30 protein-coding genes are annotated in these 23,453 nt (G+C 46.6%); 1 reads left to right on the top strand and 29 read right to left on the bottom strand.

Features of this window, described 5'->3' with window-relative positions:
- Positions 1-791: IS3 family transposase (locus tag ACIDEJ_RS14765; protein ID WP_411988826.1), on the top strand; the 791-nt coding region annotated here is incomplete at its 5' end.
- 3 nt (positions 792-794) lie between these two features.
- On the opposite strand, the gene ACIDEJ_RS14760 is transcribed toward ACIDEJ_RS14765, so the two are convergent.
- From ACIDEJ_RS14760 to rpsC, 29 genes are all read right to left on the bottom strand, one after another.
- Positions 795-1,358, bottom strand: coding sequence for a hypothetical protein (locus ACIDEJ_RS14760; protein WP_411988825.1), 564 nt, complete (start codon positions 1,356-1,358; stop codon positions 795-797).
- 58 nt (positions 1,359-1,416) lie between these two features.
- Positions 1,417-2,184 carry an HNH endonuclease gene (locus ACIDEJ_RS14755; RefSeq protein WP_411988824.1) on the bottom strand — a complete coding sequence of 256 codons (768 nt, stop codon included), beginning with the start codon at positions 2,182-2,184 and terminating at the stop codon, positions 1,417-1,419.
- Between the two features lie 60 nt (positions 2,185-2,244).
- Positions 2,245-2,997, bottom strand: a complete 753-nt coding sequence (locus ACIDEJ_RS14750) for an HNH endonuclease family protein (RefSeq protein WP_411988823.1) — start codon at positions 2,995-2,997, stop codon at positions 2,245-2,247.
- 56 nt (positions 2,998-3,053) lie between these two features.
- Positions 3,054-4,655 (bottom strand): AAA family ATPase, encoded by a 1,602-nt coding sequence (locus ACIDEJ_RS14745; protein WP_411988822.1) that lies wholly within the window; start codon positions 4,653-4,655, stop codon positions 3,054-3,056.
- A 20-nt stretch (positions 4,656-4,675) separates the two neighbouring features.
- Positions 4,676-6,307 (bottom strand): restriction endonuclease subunit S, encoded by a 1,632-nt coding sequence (locus ACIDEJ_RS14740; protein ID WP_411988821.1) that lies wholly within the window; start codon positions 6,305-6,307, stop codon positions 4,676-4,678.
- A complete protein-coding gene (locus ACIDEJ_RS14735) occupies positions 6,307-7,908 on the bottom strand; it encodes a class I SAM-dependent DNA methyltransferase (protein WP_411988820.1) in 1,602 nt (533 codons plus the stop codon). Before ACIDEJ_RS14735 ends, ACIDEJ_RS14740 begins: the two co-directional genes overlap by 1 nt.
- 27 nt (positions 7,909-7,935) lie before the next feature.
- Positions 7,936-9,051: a protein adenylyltransferase Fic gene (fic, locus tag ACIDEJ_RS14730; RefSeq protein ID WP_411988819.1), complete on the bottom strand. Its 1,116-nt coding sequence runs from the start codon at positions 9,049-9,051 to the stop codon at positions 7,936-7,938.
- A 139-nt stretch (positions 9,052-9,190) separates the two neighbouring features.
- Positions 9,191-12,694 carry a type I restriction-modification system endonuclease gene (gene hsdR / locus ACIDEJ_RS14725; protein ID WP_411988818.1) on the bottom strand — a complete coding sequence of 1,168 codons (3,504 nt, stop codon included), beginning with the start codon at positions 12,692-12,694 and terminating at the stop codon, positions 9,191-9,193.
- A gap of 520 nt (positions 12,695-13,214) precedes the next feature.
- A complete protein-coding gene (gene rplQ / locus ACIDEJ_RS14720; protein WP_411988817.1) occupies positions 13,215-13,613 on the bottom strand; it encodes a 50S ribosomal protein L17 in 399 nt (132 codons plus the stop codon).
- 40 nt (positions 13,614-13,653) lie between these two features.
- Complete coding sequence (locus ACIDEJ_RS14715; RefSeq protein ID WP_411988816.1) at positions 13,654-14,643, bottom strand: DNA-directed RNA polymerase subunit alpha; 990 nt, start codon at positions 14,641-14,643, stop codon at positions 13,654-13,656.
- A 24-nt stretch (positions 14,644-14,667) separates the two neighbouring features.
- The gene (gene rpsD / locus ACIDEJ_RS14710; protein ID WP_133040254.1) at positions 14,668-15,288 is read right to left on the bottom strand and encodes a 30S ribosomal protein S4; all 621 of its coding nucleotides are present in this window, start codon (positions 15,286-15,288) and stop codon (positions 14,668-14,670) included.
- Between the two features lie 32 nt (positions 15,289-15,320).
- Positions 15,321-15,713, bottom strand: coding sequence for a 30S ribosomal protein S11 (gene rpsK / locus ACIDEJ_RS14705; protein WP_133040253.1), 393 nt, complete (start codon positions 15,711-15,713; stop codon positions 15,321-15,323).
- A gap of 14 nt (positions 15,714-15,727) precedes the next feature.
- Positions 15,728-16,084 (bottom strand): 30S ribosomal protein S13, encoded by a 357-nt coding sequence (gene rpsM / locus ACIDEJ_RS14700; RefSeq protein ID WP_212595122.1) that lies wholly within the window; start codon positions 16,082-16,084, stop codon positions 15,728-15,730.
- Between the two features lie 115 nt (positions 16,085-16,199).
- Entirely contained in the window at positions 16,200-16,313 is a 114-nt protein-coding gene (gene rpmJ, locus ACIDEJ_RS14695) for a 50S ribosomal protein L36 (RefSeq protein WP_088332570.1), read from the bottom strand.
- Between the two features lie 22 nt (positions 16,314-16,335).
- Positions 16,336-17,676, bottom strand: a complete 1,341-nt coding sequence (gene secY / locus ACIDEJ_RS14690; protein ID WP_411988815.1) for a preprotein translocase subunit SecY — start codon at positions 17,674-17,676, stop codon at positions 16,336-16,338.
- A 7-nt stretch (positions 17,677-17,683) separates the two neighbouring features.
- Positions 17,684-18,118 carry a 50S ribosomal protein L15 gene (gene rplO, locus ACIDEJ_RS14685; RefSeq protein WP_411988814.1) on the bottom strand — a complete coding sequence of 145 codons (435 nt, stop codon included), beginning with the start codon at positions 18,116-18,118 and terminating at the stop codon, positions 17,684-17,686.
- Between the two features lie 3 nt (positions 18,119-18,121).
- Entirely contained in the window at positions 18,122-18,304 is a 183-nt protein-coding gene (rpmD, locus tag ACIDEJ_RS14680; protein WP_213682957.1) for a 50S ribosomal protein L30, read from the bottom strand.
- A 6-nt stretch (positions 18,305-18,310) separates the two neighbouring features.
- Entirely contained in the window at positions 18,311-18,814 is a 504-nt protein-coding gene (gene rpsE, locus ACIDEJ_RS14675; protein WP_411988813.1) for a 30S ribosomal protein S5, read from the bottom strand.
- Between the two features lie 12 nt (positions 18,815-18,826).
- Positions 18,827-19,177 carry a 50S ribosomal protein L18 gene (gene rplR / locus ACIDEJ_RS14670; RefSeq protein ID WP_411988812.1) on the bottom strand — a complete coding sequence of 117 codons (351 nt, stop codon included), beginning with the start codon at positions 19,175-19,177 and terminating at the stop codon, positions 18,827-18,829.
- A gap of 13 nt (positions 19,178-19,190) precedes the next feature.
- Positions 19,191-19,724, bottom strand: coding sequence for a 50S ribosomal protein L6 (gene rplF / locus ACIDEJ_RS14665; protein WP_411988811.1), 534 nt, complete (start codon positions 19,722-19,724; stop codon positions 19,191-19,193).
- A gap of 10 nt (positions 19,725-19,734) precedes the next feature.
- Positions 19,735-20,130, bottom strand: a complete 396-nt coding sequence (rpsH, locus tag ACIDEJ_RS14660; protein WP_411988810.1) for a 30S ribosomal protein S8 — start codon at positions 20,128-20,130, stop codon at positions 19,735-19,737.
- 24 nt (positions 20,131-20,154) lie between these two features.
- The gene (gene rpsN, locus ACIDEJ_RS14655) at positions 20,155-20,460 is read right to left on the bottom strand and encodes a 30S ribosomal protein S14 (RefSeq protein ID WP_411988809.1); all 306 of its coding nucleotides are present in this window, start codon (positions 20,458-20,460) and stop codon (positions 20,155-20,157) included.
- An 11-nt stretch (positions 20,461-20,471) separates the two neighbouring features.
- Positions 20,472-21,011, bottom strand: coding sequence for a 50S ribosomal protein L5 (rplE, locus tag ACIDEJ_RS14650; protein WP_411988808.1), 540 nt, complete (start codon positions 21,009-21,011; stop codon positions 20,472-20,474).
- Positions 21,012-21,023: 12 nt separating this feature from the next.
- Positions 21,024-21,338 (bottom strand): 50S ribosomal protein L24, encoded by a 315-nt coding sequence (gene rplX, locus ACIDEJ_RS14645; protein WP_275484246.1) that lies wholly within the window; start codon positions 21,336-21,338, stop codon positions 21,024-21,026.
- Positions 21,339-21,349: 11 nt separating this feature from the next.
- On the bottom strand, positions 21,350-21,718 hold the full coding sequence (gene rplN, locus ACIDEJ_RS14640; protein ID WP_411988807.1) for a 50S ribosomal protein L14: 369 nt from the start codon (positions 21,716-21,718) through the stop codon (positions 21,350-21,352).
- A 173-nt stretch (positions 21,719-21,891) separates the two neighbouring features.
- Positions 21,892-22,140, bottom strand: a complete 249-nt coding sequence (gene rpsQ, locus ACIDEJ_RS14635) for a 30S ribosomal protein S17 (RefSeq protein ID WP_411988806.1) — start codon at positions 22,138-22,140, stop codon at positions 21,892-21,894.
- A complete protein-coding gene (gene rpmC / locus ACIDEJ_RS14630) occupies positions 22,140-22,331 on the bottom strand; it encodes a 50S ribosomal protein L29 (protein ID WP_011758342.1) in 192 nt (63 codons plus the stop codon). Before rpmC ends, rpsQ begins: the two co-directional genes overlap by 1 nt.
- Positions 22,331-22,741, bottom strand: a complete 411-nt coding sequence (gene rplP / locus ACIDEJ_RS14625) for a 50S ribosomal protein L16 (RefSeq protein WP_411988805.1) — start codon at positions 22,739-22,741, stop codon at positions 22,331-22,333. Before rplP ends, rpmC begins: the two co-directional genes overlap by 1 nt.
- Before the next feature lie 11 nt (positions 22,742-22,752).
- The gene (gene rpsC, locus ACIDEJ_RS14620) at positions 22,753-23,445 is read right to left on the bottom strand and encodes a 30S ribosomal protein S3 (protein ID WP_411988804.1); all 693 of its coding nucleotides are present in this window, start codon (positions 23,443-23,445) and stop codon (positions 22,753-22,755) included.
- Between the last annotated feature and the right edge of the window lie 8 nt (positions 23,446-23,453).

Here is a 23,453-nt window from a genome sequence, read left to right as displayed (position 1 = left end):
AGCGCGATAAGCGAGCATCGCCGGAAGCTATCCGGTTGCGCAGTTTAGTACGTGAAGCGTATCGATTGAGTGGTGGTTCTGCTGGAGCTAGAACCATATCAGACATCATTTCGAATGATGAGTCTCACGACATTACACTTAGCCGATACCGTGCAGGCAAGCTCATGAAAGAAATGAGTTTGTTCAGTTGTCAGTTGCCAAAACATACTTACAGGAAAGCTACTCAGGAACATGTTGCTATTCCTAACTTACTCGACAGGCAGTTCGCTGTTACTGCACCAAATCAGGTCTGGTGCGGTGATGTCAGCTTTATCTGGACGGGCAACCGCTGGGCTTATCTGGCAGTGGTAATCGACCTGTTTGCCCGCAAGCCAATAGGTTGGGCAATGAGTTATTCGCCTGACAGCAACCTGACCTGTCAGGCACTTACAATGGCATTTGAGTATCGTGGACAGCCAAAGAACGTGATGTTCCATAGCGACCAAGGATGTCACTACACAAGCCGTAAATTCCGTCAGTTAATCTGGCGCTATCGTTTAACGCAAAGCATGAGTCGCAGAGGAAATTGTTGGGACAATAGTCCTATGGAACGCTTCTTCAGAAGCCTTAAAACTGAATGGATCCCAACGACAGGTTACGGGAGCTTTACGAAAGCAAAGCAGAAGATAGGTGAATATATTCATGGCTATTACAGTCGACTGAGACCGCATTCTTACAACGGTGGTTTAACGCCAAATGAATCGGAGAAACGTTACTGGAATAGCTACAACGATGTGGCCAAAATGACTTGACCACTACACTACGTCAACATTTTCAACCGCTGACTTTAATTCCTGACGTAACTGAAGATTTGTAATTTGCTCTAAGCGAAGTTCAGGAACAGTATCTAAAAAATGTAAGGCCTTCAGCGTTACTAATCGCATACCAGAAGCTGCAGTTTCAATAGACAGAACCTGCCAAAGACTAACGAACGGCTCTTCACCAATCACGACTTTGGGCGTTTGCTTTGTCGCTCTCAAAAAATTCAAGCTATCGCCAATGTAAAATTTGCGGCAGGTCAGCAATTGCCGAGTCCCCTTAATGTCAGCAACTGCGATATCATGTCGTTCAGTATCGAAAACTCTCCAGCCTTCTGGTGAATGCGTCGTGGCTCGATAGACAACGCCTCTCCGAATTCGAGTAATAGGATCGAAGCTATGCTCTCTAAATACGAGCCCTCCATAAGGGTTTTCTGGTGCTTCAACTTCCACAAACTCAATACCCGAAACGATTATTGGTGAATGGACGGGTGCACCGATACTTTCCGTCCCTTCATACCAGCGACCGGTTGTTTCACAAAGCCCTATACAATGATTCATTCATCCCTCTGCTGAGTATTCAGTAAATGGCGCGCAGAAAACGTACCAAACCGAGTAATTAGTTCGTGGCTTTCTGACTTTTAATAATAATTTTCAAATCTTCAACAGCCATAGCTGGCATTTCAGAATGCAACATTGCATGGCAGTTTGGACATACGGGGATCAAATCTTCAATAGGGTTAACTTCTCTGCGATTTGAAACTAAAGCTAAATCAACTCTATGGTGGACGTGAATAAAACCTTGGCCCAACGTCCCATACGTTTTTTCAAAATCAAAACCACATACTTGGCATGTCGCACCAAAGTGCTGAATACAAGCTTTGCGGGCAGCAGGATCGCGCTCATGAACAGATAGCTCTATCGTTTTACAGCCGCCCTCATGAAAAACAGGTTGTTGCGAGTCTTTAACTACGTCACTTTCAATTGGGCTAGAAATTCTAAAAGAAGTCCAACCGTAATGCTCTCTCGCGCGCTCCTGAAACTCCACCAGCAGTCTAGCCAAAGCGCGCTGTTTTCCAGAGCCTTGCTGGTTGTAATAGCGAATATGAAGATCTACAGATCTTAGGACGTTTGCAAACTCACGACCTTCCATCAACGCTAAAAAGCGCTCTAAGTAATAACGCGTAGCTGAGTTGCTTATGGTTCTTTGATAGGCTTCGCCCAACGGCATAGCATGTAAGGCGCTTAAATAAAAAGATGCAGAACTTTCTTTAAAACCTAATGAAATGAGTTGTTCGATAGCATCTAACCGTTTGCGCCTACCCGTTCTGATCTCGGCGGCCAAGTCAAAGGCTGGTTCATATTGAGCAGGAGTAATCTTTGCCATAGTTCATCCTTGAATTTTTCAAGCAAGCCAATCAAGCATGATTTAATACCTGCGCTTAGGCTAATCTAGATTGAGAATATCTTTTACTTCTGCCAAATTTCTATGAACTCGTAAGTAAATAATTGCAGCTCTAGACAGCTTTTCTGTATCTCGTACCATACGGCGTAATTTGGCTTTTGCAGCTGGTACATCTTCATTGTTTTTTATTTTTTTAACTTGCCGTTCCACCTCTATACGGACTAAATTTCTGGCTCTAACGATTCTGCTCTCATTGAGGTGAAATATTTCAATGGAGTTTTCAACCTTAGATTTCTGCTCTGCTGTTGCGGCAGGCATAGGTTCTGGCACGCCATCGTTATCAAACCAAAGTAGTTTTTCATCATCCGGATTAAATGGGTCAAGGAAGTAAGGTCGTTCATTACGTAGTTTTATCTTATCCGCAGGAGAAAAGGCTCTATCTTCAGGATTTTCCAGAGGAAACCGACATGCTTTACCACCCTCTGATTCATCAAAAACTCTGCGGCTATTGCAGAACGTACAAGCACACCGATAGTTCTGCCAATCGAATGCTAGCCACCAGTAACCATCATGTTGCTTATCATCTTCGACCTTATTTTTAGGTCTGAAATGATCAACCGGCATATCTGAGCGTATTTCCTCAGCTTCACAATACCAACACTTACGTTTGTATACGTCAGGAAGTAAGTCATAGAAATCACGCCACACTTTTGAAGATGATACTTTTTTAAGAATAGCTTTTCTTGCTGCTTGATCTGGAGCAGCAAGTAAGTCTGTTTTTGCTTGTTCAGCCATATCTCGCCAAGCCTGAGTCAAGCATTCCTCTATCTCGTCCTTACAAATCCAGCGCATTAATGTGCCTCCGTAGTTTTCGAATGGTACTTATCACGGAGGAATTCAAGGTAATCTGGATCATCTGAAGCTAGGTTAAATCCTAAGCTCTCGAGTTCAGAGTTCAGCCTCGATAAATATTGCTCTTCATCTTCAGGTTCACGGCCTTCTTCACGAACAATTTTTTCTTTGGACAAAATTTCTTGAGCTGCAAGAGCATTTCTGGCAGTAAGCTTCTGATTCGTATCATCATCAAGCGTTGTCTGTAAACCAAAGATATCACTACGTAATATAAGGTTGATTCCCATACCCCGTGGGTTTTCAACTGGCATCTTCGCGGTTACTTGATGCTCTTCACCCCGTTTCATCACTTGAACCTGCTCTTTTTTCAGCTCAGCAATCGCAAGTGGATGATGTGTCACCATTAGCAAATGGCTGGTTTCATGGTTTGGTACAAAGTCACGGAGGAACTTCAGATACTTCACGGCCCATGAGGGATTGAGATGCGTATCGGGCTCATCGAGTAAAAATAGGGAGTCTTTACCACCAGTAAATTTGAGCAGGCCCAATACGGTAAGAAGCTGTTGCTCACCTTCACTGAGTTCTCGGAAGGTGAGAGGGTCTTTACTGCTAGTCACATTCACCCGAATACTAACTTCTGAGATGATTTCCGAAAGCAGCGTACTTTCGAGCATTTTAAACAACTCATCAGGGCTAAGATCTTTGGCAAACTCACGTAGTGCTTCTACATCGGGCAAGAATAGGTGGAAGAATTCGTTACGAATATTACTACCAGTCAAAGAGGTATCTTCTTGGCGTGTTACCTTAACCGGTGACAGCGTGTGTTTAATTAGCTCGTCCAAAAAGCGGCGAACAACACCCCGCGCCCCCCAAAACAATTCGCCCTTTTGTTTTGCCCAACCGGGTTGCCGCATCACGAAGTGAATACTGTCTAAACCTTCAATGCCTAAGTGCTCGCACAAGAACGCTTTTTCGGCGCTATCTTGATCCGATAAAAAAAAGGCCAATAGTACAAATTGACTGTGGTGGGGTTTAGCATAGAACAGCGGGCGAATATCGCCCTTTAAATACAACTCATCTTTAAGCAGGCGACGATAAAAATCGGTACGATGTTTCTTAAAGAGATTCTCTAAGCGATCACTGGGGCCAGAATAGTAAGCAAATACATAGTTTGGTAAATATGGGGCTTTCCCTTCCTTATCGCGTTTCACCTTTGAAAACGGAACGGTATTGCCTGAAGATGTCTCACCAAACATGTCTTGTGATACGTCTTCTGCCAACAAGTCGCGCACCTGTATTTGGTATTGCTTAGCGGTAGTGCCACGAGTCGGATCGGCATCAATAGTGATTTCCAGCCATCGTTCACTAGGCTGATTTGGCTTATGGGGTTCTCCAAGCCGATAAATTAACTCGTATGAAAACGGTGGTTCTTCGCCTAAATCAAGGTTCCTAAATATAGCTACTAACGCTTCCAGCACGTTGGATTTACCCGAACCATTGCGCCCCACCACCACTGTCATCAGGTGGTATTCATCAAAGTCCACCTTTACGTTTTCCAAATTTTTAAATCGAGAACGAATGTGTAATTTATCGACTTTCATCGGCTGTCCTTGGCTCGCTATTATTCTTTGGCAGACTTCTGTGCTAGGGCAAACCAGTCCTGTCCATCGTCACCGCGCTGCAACTTCACAATGGTTTTTTCGGAGATGAGCGCCTTACGAATATCCAGAAAGAACTGTTCCAGTTGTTCGGTATCGCAATCACTGGGATATCCCGCAGCGGCTAATAATTGTTGACCACTTAGCGGTTTCCCAGCCGCTTCTAATGCGTCAATGACTTTGATGACCTGCTTACTCATATGACTACCTATCTTTTTTTTTACGGCAGTGCGCTTGGATTTTGGCTGCTTTTTCATTGCCCCGCGCTCGATCTTAATCTTTTCCAACAATGCCTCGGCGCTGTTTTCACCACTAATTAAATCAGGATTAGCTGTACGCCAATCAGCCGTGAGTTCACCACGGAAAGCTTTGGCAAAAATGGACTGAGTAAGGCTATTGACCCGTGCCAGTGCTGCTGCCGCCTTTTTCTCGACGCTGTCGGCAAAGGCAAAGAGCTCTTCTACCCGGCAGACAATTTCGGCTTGTTCATTGACTGGGGGTAAATATACTTCGTGCTCAACAATATCGCTTTTAGTTAAACCGGGAATCAATCCTTTTGCCTTTAAAACGACATCGTCAGCCGATGCTTGAATAGCGAAAAGAATATAGGTGTGGTTCATATTTTCATTCGGAACAAAAGCATAAATATCGCGGCCGATTGCAGCATAACAACCAGGAAATGTAGTTCCTACACCAGCACCTTTTACAGTCACAAATATTGAACCACTTGGAGCAATGCGCTTAGGGTGTTCAGTCCATTTGTGGTGTAATATCTTTCTACCATCCCATTGTTCTGGGCCCGTTACATATGGTTCTCCTTTCCCTTCAAAGTTTACATCTGACTTACTCGGTGATTGCCCTGCAATGATTTTCCCTGCTGTATCCAGGGGCTTTACATTTCCAATTTCTTGCCCTAAAGATGCTCTCCATTCTTCCGTTAACTTTCCGCTGACAGCCGCAGAGAGGACGGATTGGCGAAAGCGTTTTAGAATGTCAGGGATACGCTCAAGGCGGGCTTTGGTGCTTTCGACCTGTGCCAGCAGTGTGTCGAGCTTATCGGCGATGACTTTTTGTTCGGCCAGAGGGGGAAGTGGTACCGGTGACTCACGCAAGATACCTAAAGAGACAAATTTTTGGTTCCCCCCACGCTGGCGCTCTTCCAAATATTTTTGATAAGGCCGTGATTTCAGCCAATAGAATGCGAAACGTCTATTTAATAACTCATCATTTTTTCGAAAAAGGCCAACATTTTTTACACTAAAATTTGTATTCTCAGGAACAACTGCAACATTACCAATAGTCCCTATCATAGAGAACAATAAATCACCCGAACTCACCGCAGAACGTTTCGAAATTTCATGATGATCATCGAAGGAAATAGTTTTTGTATTTGTAAAATCAATAACTCCATCAAGCAAATTTTTTGAAGTTACTAGCGGTACCCCAAACGCAGCTTCTTTGGGTGAATCATGAGTCCCATCACGAATTTCATTGAATGCATAATGGGCAACTTCAACTATCCAATTAGATGGAAATTGAAAGTTCACCCGAACCTTCTCACTTTCGCTTGGATTCAGTGGCATTAACTTACCCATCAACCCCCCCCTTCCAACGCCCTCAACAACGAATCTAGCTCTTTGAGCGCAGCACTCAGTTCAATCTTAGCTTCCTTAGCTAGTACATCTGGTTCAGGTAAGCTGGCGGCATCAACACTGTTTTTATCTTTGAGCCAACTGATATCAAGCGAGTCTTCTTTACTATCGCGGATCCAGTCACGGCTAAAGCAGCGCCAACGGCTATTGAGCAATTTGTCATTATTGAGGTTTTGGTTTTCTTCAACAGAAGTAACATCAACCTCAATGTCTTCGGCGTTAAAGCTGAATTCGCCTTCGGTACGCGGGCTGAGTCCACCAGCATGTTCGCCATAAACCTGTTCAAATGGTGCTAAGTGGTTATCAATAAACGGGGTACGTTTGCCAAAGCTCGGCATATTGGTGCGCAGGTCATACACCCAGACATTTTCGGTGCAGTTTTCTTGCTGATGTTTATCGGTGGCGGAGCCTTTAGTGAAGAAGAGCACGTTGGTTTTGACGCCTTGAGCGTAAAAAATACCAGTCGGTAAACGCAAAATTGTGTGCAGGTTGCACTTGTCCATTAAGTCGCGGCGGATATCGGAGCCCTTACCGGCTTCAAACAATACGTTGTCTGGCAGCACCACTGCGGCGCGGCCTCCGGGTTTAAGGTTGCGGTAAATGTGTTGTAAGAACGCCAACTGCTTGTTGCTGGTATCAAAGGTTAAGTCATCACGGGTAATGCTGGCTTCGCCGCCTTTGCTAGTACCAAACGGCGGGTTTGCCAAAATCACATCGGCCGGTTTAAGGCTTTGGCCGACATTACCGAGTGAGTTGCCTAAATGCACCACACCTTCATCATCACCTTCCATGCCGTGCAGTAAACAGTTCATTAAAGCTAAGCGACGGGTGTTGGGCACTAGCTCCACGCCAACATAGGCGTTGTAACGCTGAAAATCGGTTTGCTTGACCGTTAAATCATCGTATTCAGGCTGCGCTTTAATATATTCATGGGCGGCAATCAAAAAGCCTGCTGTACCTGCTGCTGGGTCCTGAATGTATTCGCCCGGTTGCGGTTTGATACAACGCACCATACTATTAATCAGTACCCGCGGGGTAAAGTATTGCCCAGCGCCGGATTTGGTCTCGCTGGCGTTTTTCTCTAACAGCCCCTCATAAAGATCACCCAAGCCATCGCGCTGGGCGCTAAACCAATCAATTTGGTCGAGGGTTTTAATGATCTGTTCTAAGTGGCGCGGTTCACGTAAACGGGTTTGTGCATCAGCGTAAATGGCACTGATGAGCGCATCATCATGCACTTTCACTTCTTTGGTCTGTTCTAGGTTGTTTGGGTCCAGCACTACACGTTTGCCAGTAGACAGCGCCAATAATATGGCTTTGTAATCATTGAGCAGAGTAATGCCAGATTTACCGTTTAAATCGGTCCAGCGGCAACCCTCTGGCAAAATGTGTTTGTCTAACAGTTCGGCTTCAGTATTCTCGTGCACCATTTTAATAAACAGCAGCAAGACAAGCTCAGTGACATAATCAGAATAGTTAATGCCGTCATCACGGAGGATGTCACAGAGGTTCCAGAGTTTTTGAACGATATCGTTTTGGGTCATGTTGTTCTCTAATTTTGTTGCTGTGGCTTATTCTGCCATGGTGTACGGCGTAATTTGGTTGCTATCACGGGTCATCAATTGCATTAGTTTGGGATGCACAAATAGCTTTTCTTTACCAACGGTGAGTTCTTCTAACACACCGATATCGGCCAACTGTTTTAAATACACTGAGGCGGTTTGGCGTTTGGCAATGTCGCGTTCTACCAAGTTATTGATACGGCAGTAAGGCTGCTCAAAAATGACTTGTACCAGCTCGTGGCTGTATATCTTGGGCAAAGCGGTTCTTACATGCTCGCTGGTCAATTCCATTAACTCGCGCACGGCTGCGATTTTGCCGCAGGTCCAGTTGGCCATTTGCTCAACACCCTTCAACATAAACAGCAACCACGCTTGCCAATCGCCTTCGCGGGTTACTTGATTGAGCAGTCGATAGTAATCGGCTTTATGCTGCACGATATAACGGCTGAGGTATAAAATCGGCAATGTTAGCAATTGCTGTTCAATCAAAAACAGTACATTGAGAATGCGGCCGGTTCTGCCATTACCGTCATAAAATGGATGGATAGCTTCAAACTGATAATGGGCAATCGCCATCTTTATCAGCGGGTCGATATCATCTTCACTATGAATAAACTTTTCCCAATTACTCAGCAGGTCGCGGATTACCGCCTCACCTGCTGGTGGCGTGTAAATCACTTCGCCGGTCGTCTGGTTGCTAATGGTGGTGCCGGGAATGCGACGAATTTCCATCTCGCTATCTTTGAGCGTGCTACAAACTTCTAAAGCGGTGCTTACGCATAACGGGCGCTGCGCCAACTGGCGAAAGCCTTGGTTTAACGCACTACGGTAACGCAGCGCTTCTTTCGTGGCGGGATCTGCGCCGGTGTCTTCTTGCGAATACTGAAACAGCTTATCGGTAGTGGTAACGATGTTTTCAATTTCAGAGCTGTCTTTCGCTTCAAGCAAAGGTAGCAGGTTGATGAGCAAGCCTTGGTTGGGCAATAGCTCGCCCGCTTGTTTTAGTTCAGCAAGGGCTGCACGCGCAGGAATACAGGCTTTGAGTACGGCATGCGTCTCAATGCTTTCAAGCGCTGGTGGCAATGCTGGCAGCGCGTTGTGTGGTTGGTCGGGATGCCATGTCATGTTTAAATCCCTTAAAAAATTCGACACGTATATTATTGGGATGCAGTTTATGTCGATGCTATCGACATATCAAACTTTAATGTCGATAAAAGATTAAAACATCGACACATGATAATCATATGTCGATAGCATCAACATATTAGCTTGCTTCCCAAAGGTGGGATTTAAGTTCATCCAATACGGTGTCTAGCTGATCATCCAAGCGCTTGTTAACCCCTTTAACGCCGCCATCATCACGGAAGCGCTGGTTAACAAACTGCCGATCCAATACCACTTCGTTTTTAAGTTGCTTGGCGAGCTTCTCAAGCCACTTACGCTGTACTGGCGTCCACTGATGTAGCGCATAAATCGACTGCATAGCTGTTGCGACGCGTTGCTCAAATGGGATTAATGCCTCGCCCAGTGCCGCGCGGCGAATATGCCCGACAATGCTGGCTGCTATCTCTTGGTTGGTTTGGTTACGCACGGCCGTTTGCAAATTAGCTTCGGTATAACCGGCTTTATCCAACAGCATCTTGATCTCTTTAAGCTGCTCACGGGTTAGGTCACGAGGTCGATTTACCACGACGGCGAGCGCTGTACTCAAGTTGATTTGCTGATTGATGAATTCTTCAAAGCTCTGCAAATAATCTTCTGGTCGCTGGTGGGCACCATAGCTTTGAGTGCGTTCTTTTAACTCGTCGTCATGTTCAGAGATAATTGGCTGATACTCGGTGCCTAGCAACTGCTTAACCTCTGCTAATTGCTTCAGTAACCCCGCATGCTGATTGATGAACACTGAAGCCTCTTTTGGCCCTAACTGGCGAAGGTGTGTATGCAGATTTTTAGGCTCTACGCCCCACAAGTCTTGGAGTTCACGCAGCTTTTGCCTTAACTCGGGTTTGGCCTCCGCTTTTTTTTCCGCTTTACGCAGAATACGCATGACTTTTTGACCCAGTTGGCTCAAAACAACATCCGCTTGCGTTTCACCTTGCTGTTCACCCGGTGCATTAAGCGCTTGCTCTAAAAGCTCTGGATCAGATAATTCATCAACCAATTGCTCGATGGTCACATTGGGATCTTTCACCAAGGGCTTCATGGTGTTGACGTCACTCAATGCGGCATAGATATCAACAGGGTCGTAAATACGGAAAACGGTTTTACCAATTTCATCGCAACGACGAGTCGCACGCCCGATCATCTGCTCATACAAAATGCGTGATTTAACACGCCGCATAAACACAAGATTGCAGATTTCAGGAACGTTTATGCCGGTAGTAAGCAGATCAACCGTAATGGCAATATTGGGATACCGTTCGTTTTTATAAAGCTTAATTAACTGGGTAACTTTATCGCTTTGCCCGGTGATTTTAGCAACAGCGGCTTGGTTGTAGTCGCCGTTGTACATTTCTTTAAAGGCTTCATTTAGCAAGCGCTCAACCATATCTGCATGCCGGTCGGTGGCACAGAATATCAGTGTTTTTTCATCACCAAACGGGTCGAGTTCTTTGACTAATTCTTCACAAATGACTTTATTAAATTTTTCATTGATGACGCGCCGGTTAAACGCATCGACCTCAAAATTCAATTCGTCTTCCAACTCAGAAGACTCTATTTCCCCCGTATGGGTGTTGATCGAACTTACTGTTTCACCCTTAGCGAATGAAATACCGTTTTGGGTTAATTGGGTCTCATATCTGATAGGCGGCTCATGGTCGATTAACCAATCTGCAGCAACAGCTTCACGGTAAGGATAGGTGAATACGGGTTTACCAAAAATCTCAGATGTATGCTTCGCTGGCGTTGCCGTTAATGCGATTTTTACCGCATCAAAGTAGTCTAAAACTCGTCGATAGCTAGACAGATACTGCGACGCGTCGCGAGTTGCCATCTCACCTTCTGTCATCTCTTGATCGAGCGTGTACCCACGGTGTGCTTCATCGACAATAATGCAGTCAAATTGATCCAATGGTGGCGGATTATCATTCATGAATACCCGTTGAACCATGGCCTGCACAGTGGCAACCTGAATACGCGTTTCCTTCTCGGTCGCCATTTCGCCAAGTTCAGCCATATCATAAATTGCTGCCAACGAGAGATTTTGCTCGAGTGTTACCTCTTTAAAATCCGTCTGAGCCTGATCGCCTAAAGCAAAGCGGTCAACCAAGAACAGAATTCGTTTAAAGCGTTCAGCTTTAAGGAAGCGATAAATCAACCCGATAATGGTTCGGGTTTTACCGGTACCCGTTGCCATAGCGAGTAATGCTGAACGAGCATTTTGACTTATTGCAGATTCAACGGCTTCGATTGCCTGTATTTGATAGTCGCGTAACTTAAGATAACCGAAAGGCTCTTGTTGCAACTTGGCTTGTGCTTCCTCTTTGCTTCTATCAAGCAGATCAAGCAAACCGGTTGGCGTATGGAACGAAGGCAACGCTCGCTTTAAATTACTTGGGTCCCGCACATCTCGAAACCAAGTACCGCATTGCTCAGCTAACTGAGGTACATAAGGTCGGCCATTGCAAGAATATACAAATGGGATCTTATAGTGCCCTTCTTGCTCATCAGCCCAAGCCACTGTCCGACCCGCGAGTTCCCACGGCCAATTAAAATCACCAGCTATTTTAAAACCTCGGCTATAACGCTCTGCTTGCGCAATCTTGCCTGAAACATTGACGTTTTCCCGTTTAGCTTCAACCACAGCGATAGGCGTAAGACCAGCAAAGAGTACATAATCAGCGACGCCGGTTTCTAAAGGCCACTCTGCAATGGCTTTATTTACACCTTTTTCTGGACGCGCATTTTTGGAGTAGCGAATAGTCTCGCTATTGGCATTCCAACCTGCTTCATTTAATTGCTGGTCTATCAATATTCGCGTTAATTGTTCATCAATATCGATGGCTTTACTCGCTTGATAAGCTTTGCGAGTAATCTTGTTACGTTGAGTGCGTTGCGCTTTGTCGTTTTGTTGCTTAGCCTGCTGCTGAATAGCTTTTAACTTGGCTTCATAATCTTGTTTAACCTGCTCAAGCTCTTGTTCATGAAGAGCAGCTTGGGCAGCTAAAGCTCTGGACTCCTGATCCATTGCCAGAGCCAATGCTTCATATTCATCTTTTTCTTGCTGAATAAGCTCATTCAGCTGCTGACTAGAACCTAACTCGATATCGGCCTTTTGCAGCTTAACCTTTAAGCCTTCAATTTCGCTCTGTAATGCTGCTAATTCGGCGCTAGGGTCTTTAGGTGGGACGAATGGACCGGGCTTGAATGCCTTACCGCTCTTACTGAAGGTTTGGTGAAACCAGATTGCTAGTTTTCTTGCGACTATAAGGCCATTAATAGCTTCTTTATGCCTAGTGCGGAACTGATGGTTTGCGATGTTTCCTTCAATACGTAACGTATGAAATAGCTCTCGCACCATAGGTTCGAGTTTTAGGTCACGATTAATACGGTAGAGTAAATCTGCCTGCTTTGTTTTTTCATCAAACTCAATACCAGCAAGAACAGCAATGTGCTGCGCCATTGCTTCACCTAATTGGCGGAGTTTTAGCAACGTAGTATTAGGGTCGCTAGAAAATGCAGCTTCAGCCGCATTGGCTAAATCAACAAACAGTTGGTCGTGCTCGACAAGAAAACCAAAATTTGAGGGTTCATTAGATGATGCCATCAGCCCTGAATCTCCGTTTCAGCTAAAACGGTCCATCTTTTATGTTAGTGGTGAACGTTAGCAAACACCCTAAACTACTAATGGACTTGATTTTAATGGCTCAACAGTATCAGATAGCTACAGCTTGGCAAAGATAGAGCTAATATTTTGAGAAACAACGTCGGTATTATCTCAGCTAAGCTTATGCAATTGGGAGCAGAACCAAGCGTGTTTATTGATGACAGTACCTTAGTTGTCAAAGAGAAGGAATCAACACAGCGGCGTACTTATCGTCGGTTGATTTGAATAGTGAAGAGCCTAGACCATCACCAAACGGTTACTAAAAGGGTTACTAATCCTATATGCCACTCACATCACAAAACATAAGCAACTGAATTATTTAAGTTTATACAAAACATCCAACAAGCAGATCCAGAATATTGAGTAAAGAGTCAATCTTTATGTCAACGTATTCCAGAACGGGACAACAAGACAATAAAAAGCCGGGCTAATGCCCGGCTTTTTACAACCTGATATCCGCTTATTCTGCAGCAGCTTCGGCTTCAACAGCTTCAGCAGCTTCCGGACGACCTACGAGTTCGATATAAGCCATAGGGGCTTTATCACCGGTACGCAGACCACATTTCAGGATACGAGTATATCCACCCTGGCGTTCCAGGTAGCGAGGACCTAACTCGTTAAATAATTTACCTACGACTTCTTCGTCGCGGGTGCGGGCAAATGCCAGACGACGATTTGCAACGCTGTCACTTTTAGCAAGTGTAATCAAAGGTTCAACTACGCGACGCAGTTCTTTTGCCTTCACCAGAGTCGTTACGATAACTTCGTGACGAACCAGTGAGCTAGCCATGTTGCGAAACATGGCCTGGCGGTGGCTGCTGTTGCGGTTAAGTTGACGACCACTCTTACGATGGCGCATGACTTAATCCTTATAACCTAAATCTGTACAAGTCAGAGACTTACAGGTCGTCTGCCAAACTGGCAGGTGGCCAGTTTTCCAGACGCATACCCAAAGAAAGTCCGCGAGAGGCCAAAACGTCCTTGATTTCGGTAAGGGATTTCTTACCCAAGTTAGGGGTTTTAAGCAACTCAACTTCTGTACGTTGTACCAGATCACCGATGTAATGAATCGCTTCGGCTTTCAGACAGTTAGCCGAACGTACAGTGAGCTCTAAATCGTCGACAGGACGCAACAAAATCGGATCGAATTCCGGTTTTTCTTCTTTCTTCTCTGGCTCAGAAACATCGCGCAATTCAACAAATGCATCCAGCTGTTCAGCCAGAATGGTTGCAGAACGACGAATGGCTTCTTCAGGATCGATAGTACCGTTGGTGGTCATATCGATAACCAGTTTATCCAGATCTGTACGCTGTTCAACACGAGTCGCTTCTACGTTATAGGCGATACGTTCAACAGGTGAGAAAGAAGCATCGACCAGTAAACGGCCGATAGGACGATCGTCTTCCTCGGTCTGGGCACGGGCAGATGCCGGCACATAACCACGACCACGTGCAACATTAATACGCATGTTGATGCCGTGGTTACCTGTCAGATGACAGATAACATGGTCAGGATTTACGATTGTCACATCACCGTCATGGGTGATGTCTGCAGCGGTAACAGGGCCTGCGCCGGTTTTGTTCAAGGTGAGCAAAACCTCGTCTTTACCCTCAATGATAACCGCTAACCCTTTCAGGTTAAGCAATATCTCGAGGATATCTTCTTGTACGCCTTCCTTACTGCTGTATTCATGCAGTACACCGTCGATCTCGACTTCGGTAACCGCGCAGCCGGGCATAGACGACAATAGGATGCGCCGCAACGCGTTACCCAGAGTATGACCGAAACCACGCTCCAGCGGCTCCAGTGTTACCTTGGCACGAGTTGGGTTAACCTGCTCGATATCTACGAGACGCGGTTTAAGAAATTCTGTAACAGAACCCTGCATTGTGTCCTCTCTTGTTAGTTAGCCTTACTTAGAGTAAAGCTCGACGATCAGCTGTTCGTTAATTTCCGCAGACAAATCGCTACGTTCTGGAATACGCTTGAAAGCACCTTCCATTTTTGCGCTGTCGACTTCAATCCAGGTAGGCTTTTCGCGTTGACCAGCCACTTCTAAAGCCGCTTTAATACGAGCTTGCTTCTGAGACTTTTCACGCACACTTACCACATCATTCGCAGACACTTTGAATGAAGGAATGTTAACAACACGACCGTTTACCATAATTGACTTATGGCTAACCAGCTGACGTGCTTCTGCACGAGTCGCACCGAAACCCATACGATAAACAACGTTATCCAGACGGGCTTCTAAAAGTTGCAACAAGTTTTCGCCAGTGTTGCCTTTTAAACGTGCAGCTTCTTTGTAATAGTTACGGAACTGTTTTTCCAACACACCGTAAATACGACGAACTTTTTGTTTTTCACGCAGCTGCAAACCATAATCTGACAGACGTGGCTTACGAGCGCCATGCTGTCCAGGGGCTGTTTCCAGCTTACACTTCGAATCGATTGCTCTCACACCGCTTTTCAGGAACAGGTCTGTACCTTCCCTACGGCTGAGCTTGAGCTTGGGACCCAAGTATCTTGCCATGATCTTTCTCCAACTTTCCTAATGAATCGCCATTACACGCGGCGTTTTTTAGGAGGACGACAACCGTTATGAGGGATAGGCGTCACATCAGTGATGTTGGTAATTTTATAACCAACAGCGTTCAGCGCACGGATGGCTGATTCACGACCTGGACCTGGACCCTTCACGAACACTTCAAGGTGTTTAACACCGTAATCCTGAGCAGCAGTACCTGCACGCTCAGCAGCTACCTGAGCGGCAAACGGGGTAGATTTACGTGAACCACGGAAACCTGAACCACCGGCAGTTGCCCAAGCCAAAGCATTACCTTGACGGTCTGTGATAGTTACGATTGTGTTGTTAAAAGACGCATGGATATGAGCCATGCCATCCGCAACCTGTTTACGTACGCGCTTGCGCGGAGAACGTGACGGAACTTTAGCCATTGTCTACCTTCCCGTTACTTCTTAATTGGTTTACGTGGACCTTTGCGGGTACGCGCATTGGTCTTAGTACGTTGCCCACGGACAGGCAGGCTACGACGATGGCGAAGACCACGATAACAACCAAGGTCCATAAGACGCTTGATGTTCATAGAAACTTCGCGTCGTAAGTCACCTTCTACTGAGTATTTGGCAACTTCTTCGCGTAGGGTATCAATTTGAGCGTCGCTCAATTCCTTGATCTTAGCGTCTTCGGCAATGGAGGTAGCCGCGCAAATAGCTTTAGCGCGAGTACGACCGATACCGTAGATAGCAGTCAATGCGATGACTGCATGCTTCTGATCAGGAATGTTAATGCCAGCGATACGGGCCACTATGCACTCCTTAAATTAAAGGCCATCTGTGAAAAGCCCGATAGGATACTCAACAGACGACTAATTTGCAAACAAATTTTAATAGCCAGCCCATAATTGGACTGGCTAAGTTTTATCAGCCTTGACGCTGTTTGTGTTTTGGTTCAACACAAATGACGCGAACAACGCCGTTACGTTTGACGATCTTGCAATTACGGCAGATCTTCTTCACGGAAGCTCGAACTTTCATTTCATCACTCCGTAAAGCTATCTTAACGACCGTAGCGATCGAAATTCGCTTTGGTCACTAGGTTAGCTTTCTTCATCACAGACTCATATTGATGAGACATCATATGGGTCTGAACTTGTGCCATGAAGTCCATGATCACCACTACCATAATCAGTAGTGAGGTACCGCCAAAATAGAACTGTACCTTCCAAGTGATTAACATGAACTCCGGAATTAAACAGATAAAGGTGATGTACAACGCACCGGCCAAAGTCAGGCGGGTCATCACTTTATCAATATAACGCGAAGTCTGTTCGCCGGGACGGATCCCTGGAATGAACGCACCGCTCTTCTTCAGGTTGTCTGCTGTTTCGCGTGGGTTGAATACCAGCGCGGTATAGAAGAAACAGAAGAAGATAATTGCTGCCGCGTATAACAATGAATACAGCGGCTGTCCAGGAGACACGGCCAGAGAGAAATCACTCAACCATGACAGTGCTGGATTTTGTCCGAACCACTGAGCCAGTGTACCCGGGAACAAAATAATACTGGACGCAAAAATGGGTGGAATAACCCCTGCCATGTTCACTTTCAGTGGCAAGTGAGTAGACTGCGCGGCAAACACCTTACGGCCCTGCTGGCGCTTGGCGTAGTTAACGACGATACGACGTTGGCCACGCTCTACAAATACCACGAAATAAGTGACGGCAAAGACAATCACACCTATCAACAGCAACACCAATACGTTCAAGTCGCCTTGACGAGCCTGTTCAGCAGTTTGGCCAATGGCTTTTGGCAAGCCAGCTACAATACCTGCAAAAATCAGGATTGAGATACCGTTACCAATGCCTCGTTCTGTGATCTGTTCACCAAGCCACATCAGGAACATGGTGCCAGTCACGAGGCTGATCACTGCAACAAAGTAGAACCCGAAGCCCAGGTTTACGACCAGGCCAGGTACCAAGTTAGGTAAACCTGTTGCAATACCAATAGATTGGAACGTTGCCAAAATCAATGTGCCCCAGCGCGTATACTGGCTGATTTTCTTACGTCCGGATTCGCCTTCTTTTTTCAATTCAGCAAGTGCCGGATGTACCACAGTCAGTAACTGCATGATGATCGATGCCGAAATGTACGGCATGATCCCCAATGCAAAAATAGACGCGCGGGACAGGGCACCACCCGAGAACATGTTAAACATGCCAAGAATGGTTCCCTTCTGCTGAGCAAACAGCTCTGCCAATACGGCGGCATCAATACCAGGAATTGGCACAAAAGAACCGGCACGAAACACGATAATTGCGCCAATCACGAACAGGAGGCGAGCTTTCAACTCAGAAAGTCCACCTTTCGCGCTTTTTAAATCAAGTCCTGGTTTTGCCATCGACGTATTATTCCTCGATCTTTCCACCGGCAGCTTCAATCGCTGCACGTGCACCTTTGGTAACCTTAAGACCGCGAACGGTCACTGGGCGCTCAATGGTACCTGAAAGAACAATTTTCGCAAACTGGATGTTGCGAGTAATAAGATTCGCATCTTTCAGTGCGTTCAGGTCGACGACATCACCGTTGACTTTTGCCAGTTCGCCAACACGAACTTCAGCAGTTACCATAGCGATACGCGAGGTAAAGCCAAATTTAGGCAAACGGATTTTCAATGGCATCTGACCGCCTTCGAAACCGATGCGGACTTTGCCGCCACTGCGTGATTTCAGACCTTTGTGGCCGCGACCAGCAGTTTTACCTAAACCAGAACCGATACCACGGCCTACACGCTTAGGTGCAGACTTAGCGCCTGCAGCTGGAGATAAAGTATTCAGACGCATTGATTAGTCCTCCACCTTTACCATGTAGTAGACCTTATTGATCATACCGCGGATAGCTGGAGTGTCTTCCAGTTCTACAGTGTGACCAATACGACGCAGACCAAGACCGGTTAAGGTCGCTCTGTGCTTCGGCAAACGACCGATTGCACTTTTGGTCTGTGTTACTTTGATTGTTTTAGTAGCCATGGTTCATTACCCCCGAATTTCGTCAACATTCAGGCCACGCTTGGCTGCGATCTGAGCAGGTGATTTCATATTCACCAGCGCATCAACAGTTGCGCGAACGATGTTGATCGGGTTAGTAGAGCCGTATGCTTTTGACAGAACGTTATGAACGCCTGCTACTTCCAATACGGCACGCATCGCGCCACCGGCAATAATACCAGTACCCTCGGAAGCAGGTTGCATATATACGCGAGAACCAGAGTGACGACCTTTCACCGGATGGTGCAAGGTGCCTTCGTTCAGATCTACGTTAACCATACTACGACGGGCTTTTTCCATTGCTTTTTGAATAGCAGCTGGAACTTCGCGCGCTTTACCGTAGCCAAAGCCGATCTTGCCGTTACCGTCACCCACAACTGTCAGTGCAGTAAAACTGAAGATACGACCACCTTTAACTACTTTAGAAACACGATTGACTGCAATCAGCTTTTCTTGCAGATCGTCTTTCTGCTGAGTTTCTACTTTAGCCATTGTGTAAACCCCTTAGAACTGGAGGCCAGCTTCACGTGCGGCTTCTGCCAAGGCAGCAACACGGCCGTGATACTTGAAACCAGAACGATCGAAAGCCACCACAGTGACACCTTTCTCGATCGCGCGTTCAGCAATAGCTTTGCCTACTGCCTTTGCCGCATCTACGTTGCCAGTATGTTTCAGCTGTTCTTTAACCGCACCTTCGACGGTAGACGCAGCAGCAACCACCTGAGCTTCAGGGTTGATTACCTGAGCGTAAATGTGACGCGGTGTACGATGTACAACCAGACGGTTAACGCCCAGCTCTTGGATCTTCTTGCGGGTGCGAGTGGCACGACGCAAGCGAGAAGTTTTCTTATCCATATCGCGTTACCTTTTACTTCTTCTTAGCCTCTTTACGGCGTACGTTTTCGTCTTCATAGCGAACACCTTTACCCTTGTAAGGTTCTGGTGGACGATAACCACGAATTTCAGCCGCAACCTGACCTACCAGTTCTTTGTCGATGCTTTTCAGCACGATGTCAGTTTGGCTTGGGCATTCAGCTGTAACGCCTGCTGGCAATTTGTGAACCAGTGGATGAGAGAAACCTAATGTCAGGTCCAGGCCGTTGCCGCTTACTTTGGCACGATAACCTACACCTACCAATTTCAGTTTCTTTTCAAAACCTTGAGTTACACCAACAACCATGTTGTGGACCAAGGCACGGGCAGTACCCGCTTGAGCCCACGCATTGGGGTAACCTTCAACAGGACCAAAAGTCACATGTTCATTGTCAATGGTAACGTTAACAGCGCTGTTGATTACTCGAGTCAGAGTGCCCTTACCGCCTTTGACGGTAATGCTCTGGTCGTTCAAAGTCACCTCTACGCCGGCTGGAATAGCGACTGGTGCTTTTGCTACACGAGACATTCCTAGCTCCTTATGCTACGTAGCAGATAACCTCACCACCCATGCCTGCAAGGCGGGCGGCACGATCAGTCATCAGGCCTTTAGAAGTGGACACAATTGCGACACCCAGTCCGCCCATCACTTTTGGCAATTCGTCTTTACCTTTGTAAATACGAAGACCAGGACGGCTTACGCGCTGGATAGTCTCAACAACGGGTTGACCCTGGAAATACTTCAGAGTGATTTCCAGTTCAGGCTTATTGCCTTCGTCTGCTACGGCGTAGTCAGTGATATAACCTTCTTCCTTCAGCACTTTTGCAATCGCAACTTTCAGCTTGGCGGAAGGCATCTTCACAGATACTTTGTTAGCAGCTTGGCCGTTACGGATACGGGTTAACATATCCGCAATAGGATCTTGCATGCTCATATTAGCTTACTCCGTGACTAGGGCTTACCAGCTGGCCTTACGCAGACCAGGAACTTCACCGCGCATGGTGGCTTCACGCAATTTGATACGGCTCAGGCCGAATTTGCGCAGGAAACCATGTGGGCGACCAGTTTGATTACAGCGATTGCGCTGACGCGATGCGCTGGAATCACGTGGTAAAGCTTGCAGCTTCAGGACGGCGTCCCAACGCTCTTCATCAGAAGTAGCTGGGCTTGCGATCAGAGCCTTCAGCGCCGCACGCTTTTCAGCGTACTTGGCCACGAGTTTGGCACGTTTTACTTCACGTGCTTTCATTGATTGTTTTGCCATTACGCTACCCCTTATTTCTTGAATGGGAAGTTAAAAGCGTTCAACAAAGCACGACCTTCTTCGTCAGTGTTCGCTGTGGTAGTGATAACAATATCCATACCGCGAATTTTATCGATTTTATCGTAATCGATTTCTGGGAAGATAATCTGCTCACGTACGCCCATAGCGTAGTTGCCGCGACCGTCAAATGACTTTGCACTCAGACCACGGAAGTCACGAATACGGGGAATAGCGATATCGATCAAACGCTCGAGGAATTCCCACATACGTTCGCCGCGCAGGGTCACTTTACAACCAATAGGGTAGCCTTCACGGATTTTGAAACCAGCAACTGATTTACGAGCAACAGTAACTACTGGTTTTTGACCGGCAATAGCAGTCATATCACGGACAGCATTTTCCATGACCTTTTTATCGGCGACTGCTTCGCCTACACCCATGTTCAGGGTGATTTTCTCAATCCGAGGGACTTGCATGACACTGGCATAACCGAACTTCTTAGTCAGTTCAGCGATAACAGTCTCTTGATACTTATCATGCAGTTTCGCCATCGTTTACTCCGATTACTTAACGAGTTCACTGTTCGATTTAAAGAAACGGACTTTCTTGCCGTCTTCAAACCGGAAACCAACACGATCTCCCTTGCCTGTAGCAGGGTTAAAGATCGCAACATTAGATGCTTGAATCGGCGCTTCTTTTTCAACAATACCACCGGTAACGCCTAACTGTGGGTTAGGTTTCTGATGTTTCTTGATGACATTTACGCCTTCAACAATCAACTTGCCAGTAGGCAGAACCTGGGTAACCTTACCGCGTTTACCCTTGTCTTTACCGGCCAGTACGACTACTTCGTCTTCACGACGGATTTTTGCTGCCATTTTGAAGCTCCTTACAGTACTTCTGGTGCCAGCGACACAATCTTCATGAATTGCTCGGAGCGCAGTTCACGTGTCACAGGGCCAAAGATACGAGTACCAATCGGCTGCAAGTTGCTGTTCAGCAGAACAGCTGCATTCCGATCGAAGCGAATGACAGAACCGTCTGGACGACGTACGCCTTTCTTAGTACGGACTACCACCGCGTTATACACATCACCTTTCTTCGCTTTAGCGCGAGGAATTGCTTCCTTTACAGAAACTTTGATGATGTCGCCGATACCGGCATAACGACGATGAGAGCCACCCAAGACCTTAATACACTGAACTCTGCGCGCGCCGCTGTTACATGCGACATCCAGAGTCGATTGCATTTGGATCATTTTAAGTGCTCCGCTATCGTTACATCACATCCCCACCATGGGGCTATTTTCGCCATTTTTTGACGACGAATCGTTCAAAAATGGCGCGCAAGTATAACACCATTGGAGAAGGATAGATAGTGCTAAAAATACAAACGGCCCCAACGGGGCCGTTTTACGAATGCCTAAATAACTTAGGCCTTGCTCACTACTTCAACCAGTGTCCAAGATTTGCTCTTGGACAGAGGACGACATTCACGAATAGTGACGATATCGCCTTCATTGCACTGGTTTTGTTCGTCATGTGCATGGATCTTAGTAGTACGTTTTACGTACTTACCGTAGATTGGGTGTTTCACCTGACGTTCAACGGCAACAGTGATGGATTTTTCCATTTTGTTGCTGGTTACTTTACCCTGCAAAGTACGGATTTTCTCAGACATTATGCACCTGCCTTAGAAGTAATAATGGTCTTAACGCGCGCGATGTTACGGCGCACCTGCTTCAGCTGGTGTGTTTGTGCCAGCTGGCCAGTGGCGTGTTGCATACGCAGGTTAAACTGCTCACGCAGCAGACCAAGCAATTCAGCGTTCAGTTCTTCAACGCTTTTTTCTCTCAGTTCGCTCGCTTTCATTACATCACCGTCTTAGTTACGAAGGTTGTCTTGATTGGCAACTTAGCAGCAGCAAGCTCGAATGCTTCACGAGCCAAATCTTCTGGTACGCCACCGATTTCATAGAGAACCTTGCCTGGCTGAATCTGGCACACCCAGTATTCAACGTTACCTTTACCTTTACCCATACGCACTTCAAGAGGCTTAGAGGTAATAGGTTTGTCAGGGAAAACCCGGATCCAGATTTGTCCTTGACGCTTGACAGCACGTGTCATAGCACGACGCGCAGCTTCGATCTGGCGAGCAGTCAAACGGCCGCGGCCCACTGCTTTCAGACCGAAGGTACCGAAGCTAACATCGGTACCGTTCGCCAGGCCGCGGTTACGGCCTTTGAACATTTTGCGAAACTTAGTACGTTTAGGTTGCAGCATTACCGGCTCTCCTATTTACCACGAGGTTTGCGCTTAGGTTGCTGCTTCGGTTCCTCTACGGTCTGAGGTACGATGCCGTCCAGAACTTCGCCTTTGAAGATCCAAACTTTAACACCGATCACACCGTAAGTGGTGTGACTTTCAGAGGTAGCGTAATCGATATCAGCACGCAGTGTATGCAGAGGCACACGGCCTTCGCGATACCACTCGGAACGCGCAATCTCAGCGCCGCCCAAACGGCCGCTAACTTCAACTTTGATACCTTTAGCGCCCAGACGCATGGCGTTCTGCACAGCGCGTTTCATGGCGCGGCGGAACATGACACGGCGTTCCAGCTGCTGTGCAATTGAGTCAGCAACCAGTTTACCGTCCAGCTCAGGCTTACGGATCTCAGCGATGTTAATCTGCGCTGGAGCACCGGCGATTTTTGCAACTTCGGTGCGCAACACTTCAACGTCTTCACCCTTCTTGCCAATCACAACGCCTGGACGGGCAGTGTGAATGGTAACGCGGATGCTTTTCGCTGGGCGTTCAATAACAATCTTGGATACTGATGCAGCTTTCAGTTTCTCTTCCAGAAACTTACGCACTTCCCAGTCGCCGTGCAGATTGGCTGCATAGTCAGCCTTATCAGCATACCAGGTAGAGATCCAAGGCTTAGTGATACCCAAACGGATACCATTAGGATGTACTTTCTGTCCCATTGCTCTCT

The sequence above is a fragment of the Shewanella mytili genome, assembly GCF_046765975.1.
GTDB classification, from domain to species: Bacteria; Pseudomonadota; Gammaproteobacteria; order Enterobacterales; family Shewanellaceae; genus Shewanella; species Shewanella mytili.
Note: the sequence above shows the minus strand (reverse complement) of the source record. Positions and strands in the feature narration are given on the sequence as shown.

Coding starts and splice junctions, on each gene's coding strand:
- rpsC (WP_411988804.1), bottom strand. CDS start 23,445: ATGGGACAGAAAGTACATCCTAATGGTATCCGTTTGGGTATCACTAAG.
- rpsN (WP_411988809.1), bottom strand. CDS start 20,460: ATGGCAAAACAATCAATGAAAGCACGTGAAGTAAAACGTGCCAAACTC.
- rplQ (WP_411988817.1), bottom strand. CDS start 13,613: ATGCGCCATCGTAAGAGTGGTCGTCAACTTAACCGCAACAGCAGCCAC.
- rpsQ (WP_411988806.1), bottom strand. CDS start 22,140: ATGTCTGAGAAAATCCGTACTTTGCAGGGTAAAGTAACCAGCAACAAA.
- rplX (WP_275484246.1), bottom strand. CDS start 21,338: ATGGCAGCAAAAATCCGTCGTGAAGACGAAGTAGTCGTACTGGCCGGT.
- rpsH (WP_411988810.1), bottom strand. CDS start 20,130: ATGAGCATGCAAGATCCTATTGCGGATATGTTAACCCGTATCCGTAAC.
- rplR (WP_411988812.1), bottom strand. CDS start 19,177: ATGGATAAGAAAACTTCTCGCTTGCGTCGTGCCACTCGCACCCGCAAG.
- ACIDEJ_RS14750 (WP_411988823.1), bottom strand. CDS start 2,997: ATGGCTGAACAAGCAAAAACAGACTTACTTGCTGCTCCAGATCAAGCA.
- rplP (WP_411988805.1), bottom strand. CDS start 22,741: ATGCTGCAACCTAAACGTACTAAGTTTCGCAAAATGTTCAAAGGCCGT.
- rpmC (WP_011758342.1), bottom strand. CDS start 22,331: ATGAAAGCGAGCGAACTGAGAGAAAAAAGCGTTGAAGAACTGAACGCT.
- rpmJ (WP_088332570.1), bottom strand. CDS start 16,313: ATGAAAGTTCGAGCTTCCGTGAAGAAGATCTGCCGTAATTGCAAGATC.
- rpmD (WP_213682957.1), bottom strand. CDS start 18,304: ATGGCTACTAAAACAATCAAAGTAACACAGACCAAAAGTGCAATCGGT.
- rplO (WP_411988814.1), bottom strand. CDS start 18,118: ATGCGTCTGAATACTTTATCTCCAGCTGCAGGCGCTAAGTCTGCACCT.
- rplN (WP_411988807.1), bottom strand. CDS start 21,718: ATGATCCAAATGCAATCGACTCTGGATGTCGCATGTAACAGCGGCGCG.
- secY (WP_411988815.1), bottom strand. CDS start 17,676: ATGGCAAAACCAGGACTTGATTTAAAAAGCGCGAAAGGTGGACTTTCT.
- ACIDEJ_RS14715 (WP_411988816.1), bottom strand. CDS start 14,643: ATGCAGGGTTCTGTTACAGAATTTCTTAAACCGCGTCTCGTAGATATC.
- hsdR (WP_411988818.1), bottom strand. CDS start 12,694: ATGGCATCATCTAATGAACCCTCAAATTTTGGTTTTCTTGTCGAGCAC.
- ACIDEJ_RS14740 (WP_411988821.1), bottom strand. CDS start 6,307: ATGGGTAAGTTAATGCCACTGAATCCAAGCGAAAGTGAGAAGGTTCGG.
- ACIDEJ_RS14755 (WP_411988824.1), bottom strand. CDS start 2,184: ATGGCAAAGATTACTCCTGCTCAATATGAACCAGCCTTTGACTTGGCC.
- ACIDEJ_RS14760 (WP_411988825.1), bottom strand. CDS start 1,358: ATGAATCATTGTATAGGGCTTTGTGAAACAACCGGTCGCTGGTATGAA.
- ACIDEJ_RS14745 (WP_411988822.1), bottom strand. CDS start 4,655: ATGAAAGTCGATAAATTACACATTCGTTCTCGATTTAAAAATTTGGAA.
- rpsK (WP_133040253.1), bottom strand. CDS start 15,713: ATGGCTAAAGTTCCGTCACGTTCTCCGCGCAAGCGCGTACGTAAACAG.
- rpsE (WP_411988813.1), bottom strand. CDS start 18,814: ATGGCTAAAGTAGAAACTCAGCAGAAAGACGATCTGCAAGAAAAGCTG.
- rplF (WP_411988811.1), bottom strand. CDS start 19,724: ATGTCTCGTGTAGCAAAAGCACCAGTCGCTATTCCAGCCGGCGTAGAG.
- ACIDEJ_RS14735 (WP_411988820.1), bottom strand. CDS start 7,908: ATGACCCAAAACGATATCGTTCAAAAACTCTGGAACCTCTGTGACATC.
- fic (WP_411988819.1), bottom strand. CDS start 9,051: ATGACATGGCATCCCGACCAACCACACAACGCGCTGCCAGCATTGCCA.
- rplE (WP_411988808.1), bottom strand. CDS start 21,011: ATGGCGAAACTGCATGATAAGTATCAAGAGACTGTTATCGCTGAACTG.
- rpsD (WP_133040254.1), bottom strand. CDS start 15,288: ATGGCAAGATACTTGGGTCCCAAGCTCAAGCTCAGCCGTAGGGAAGGT.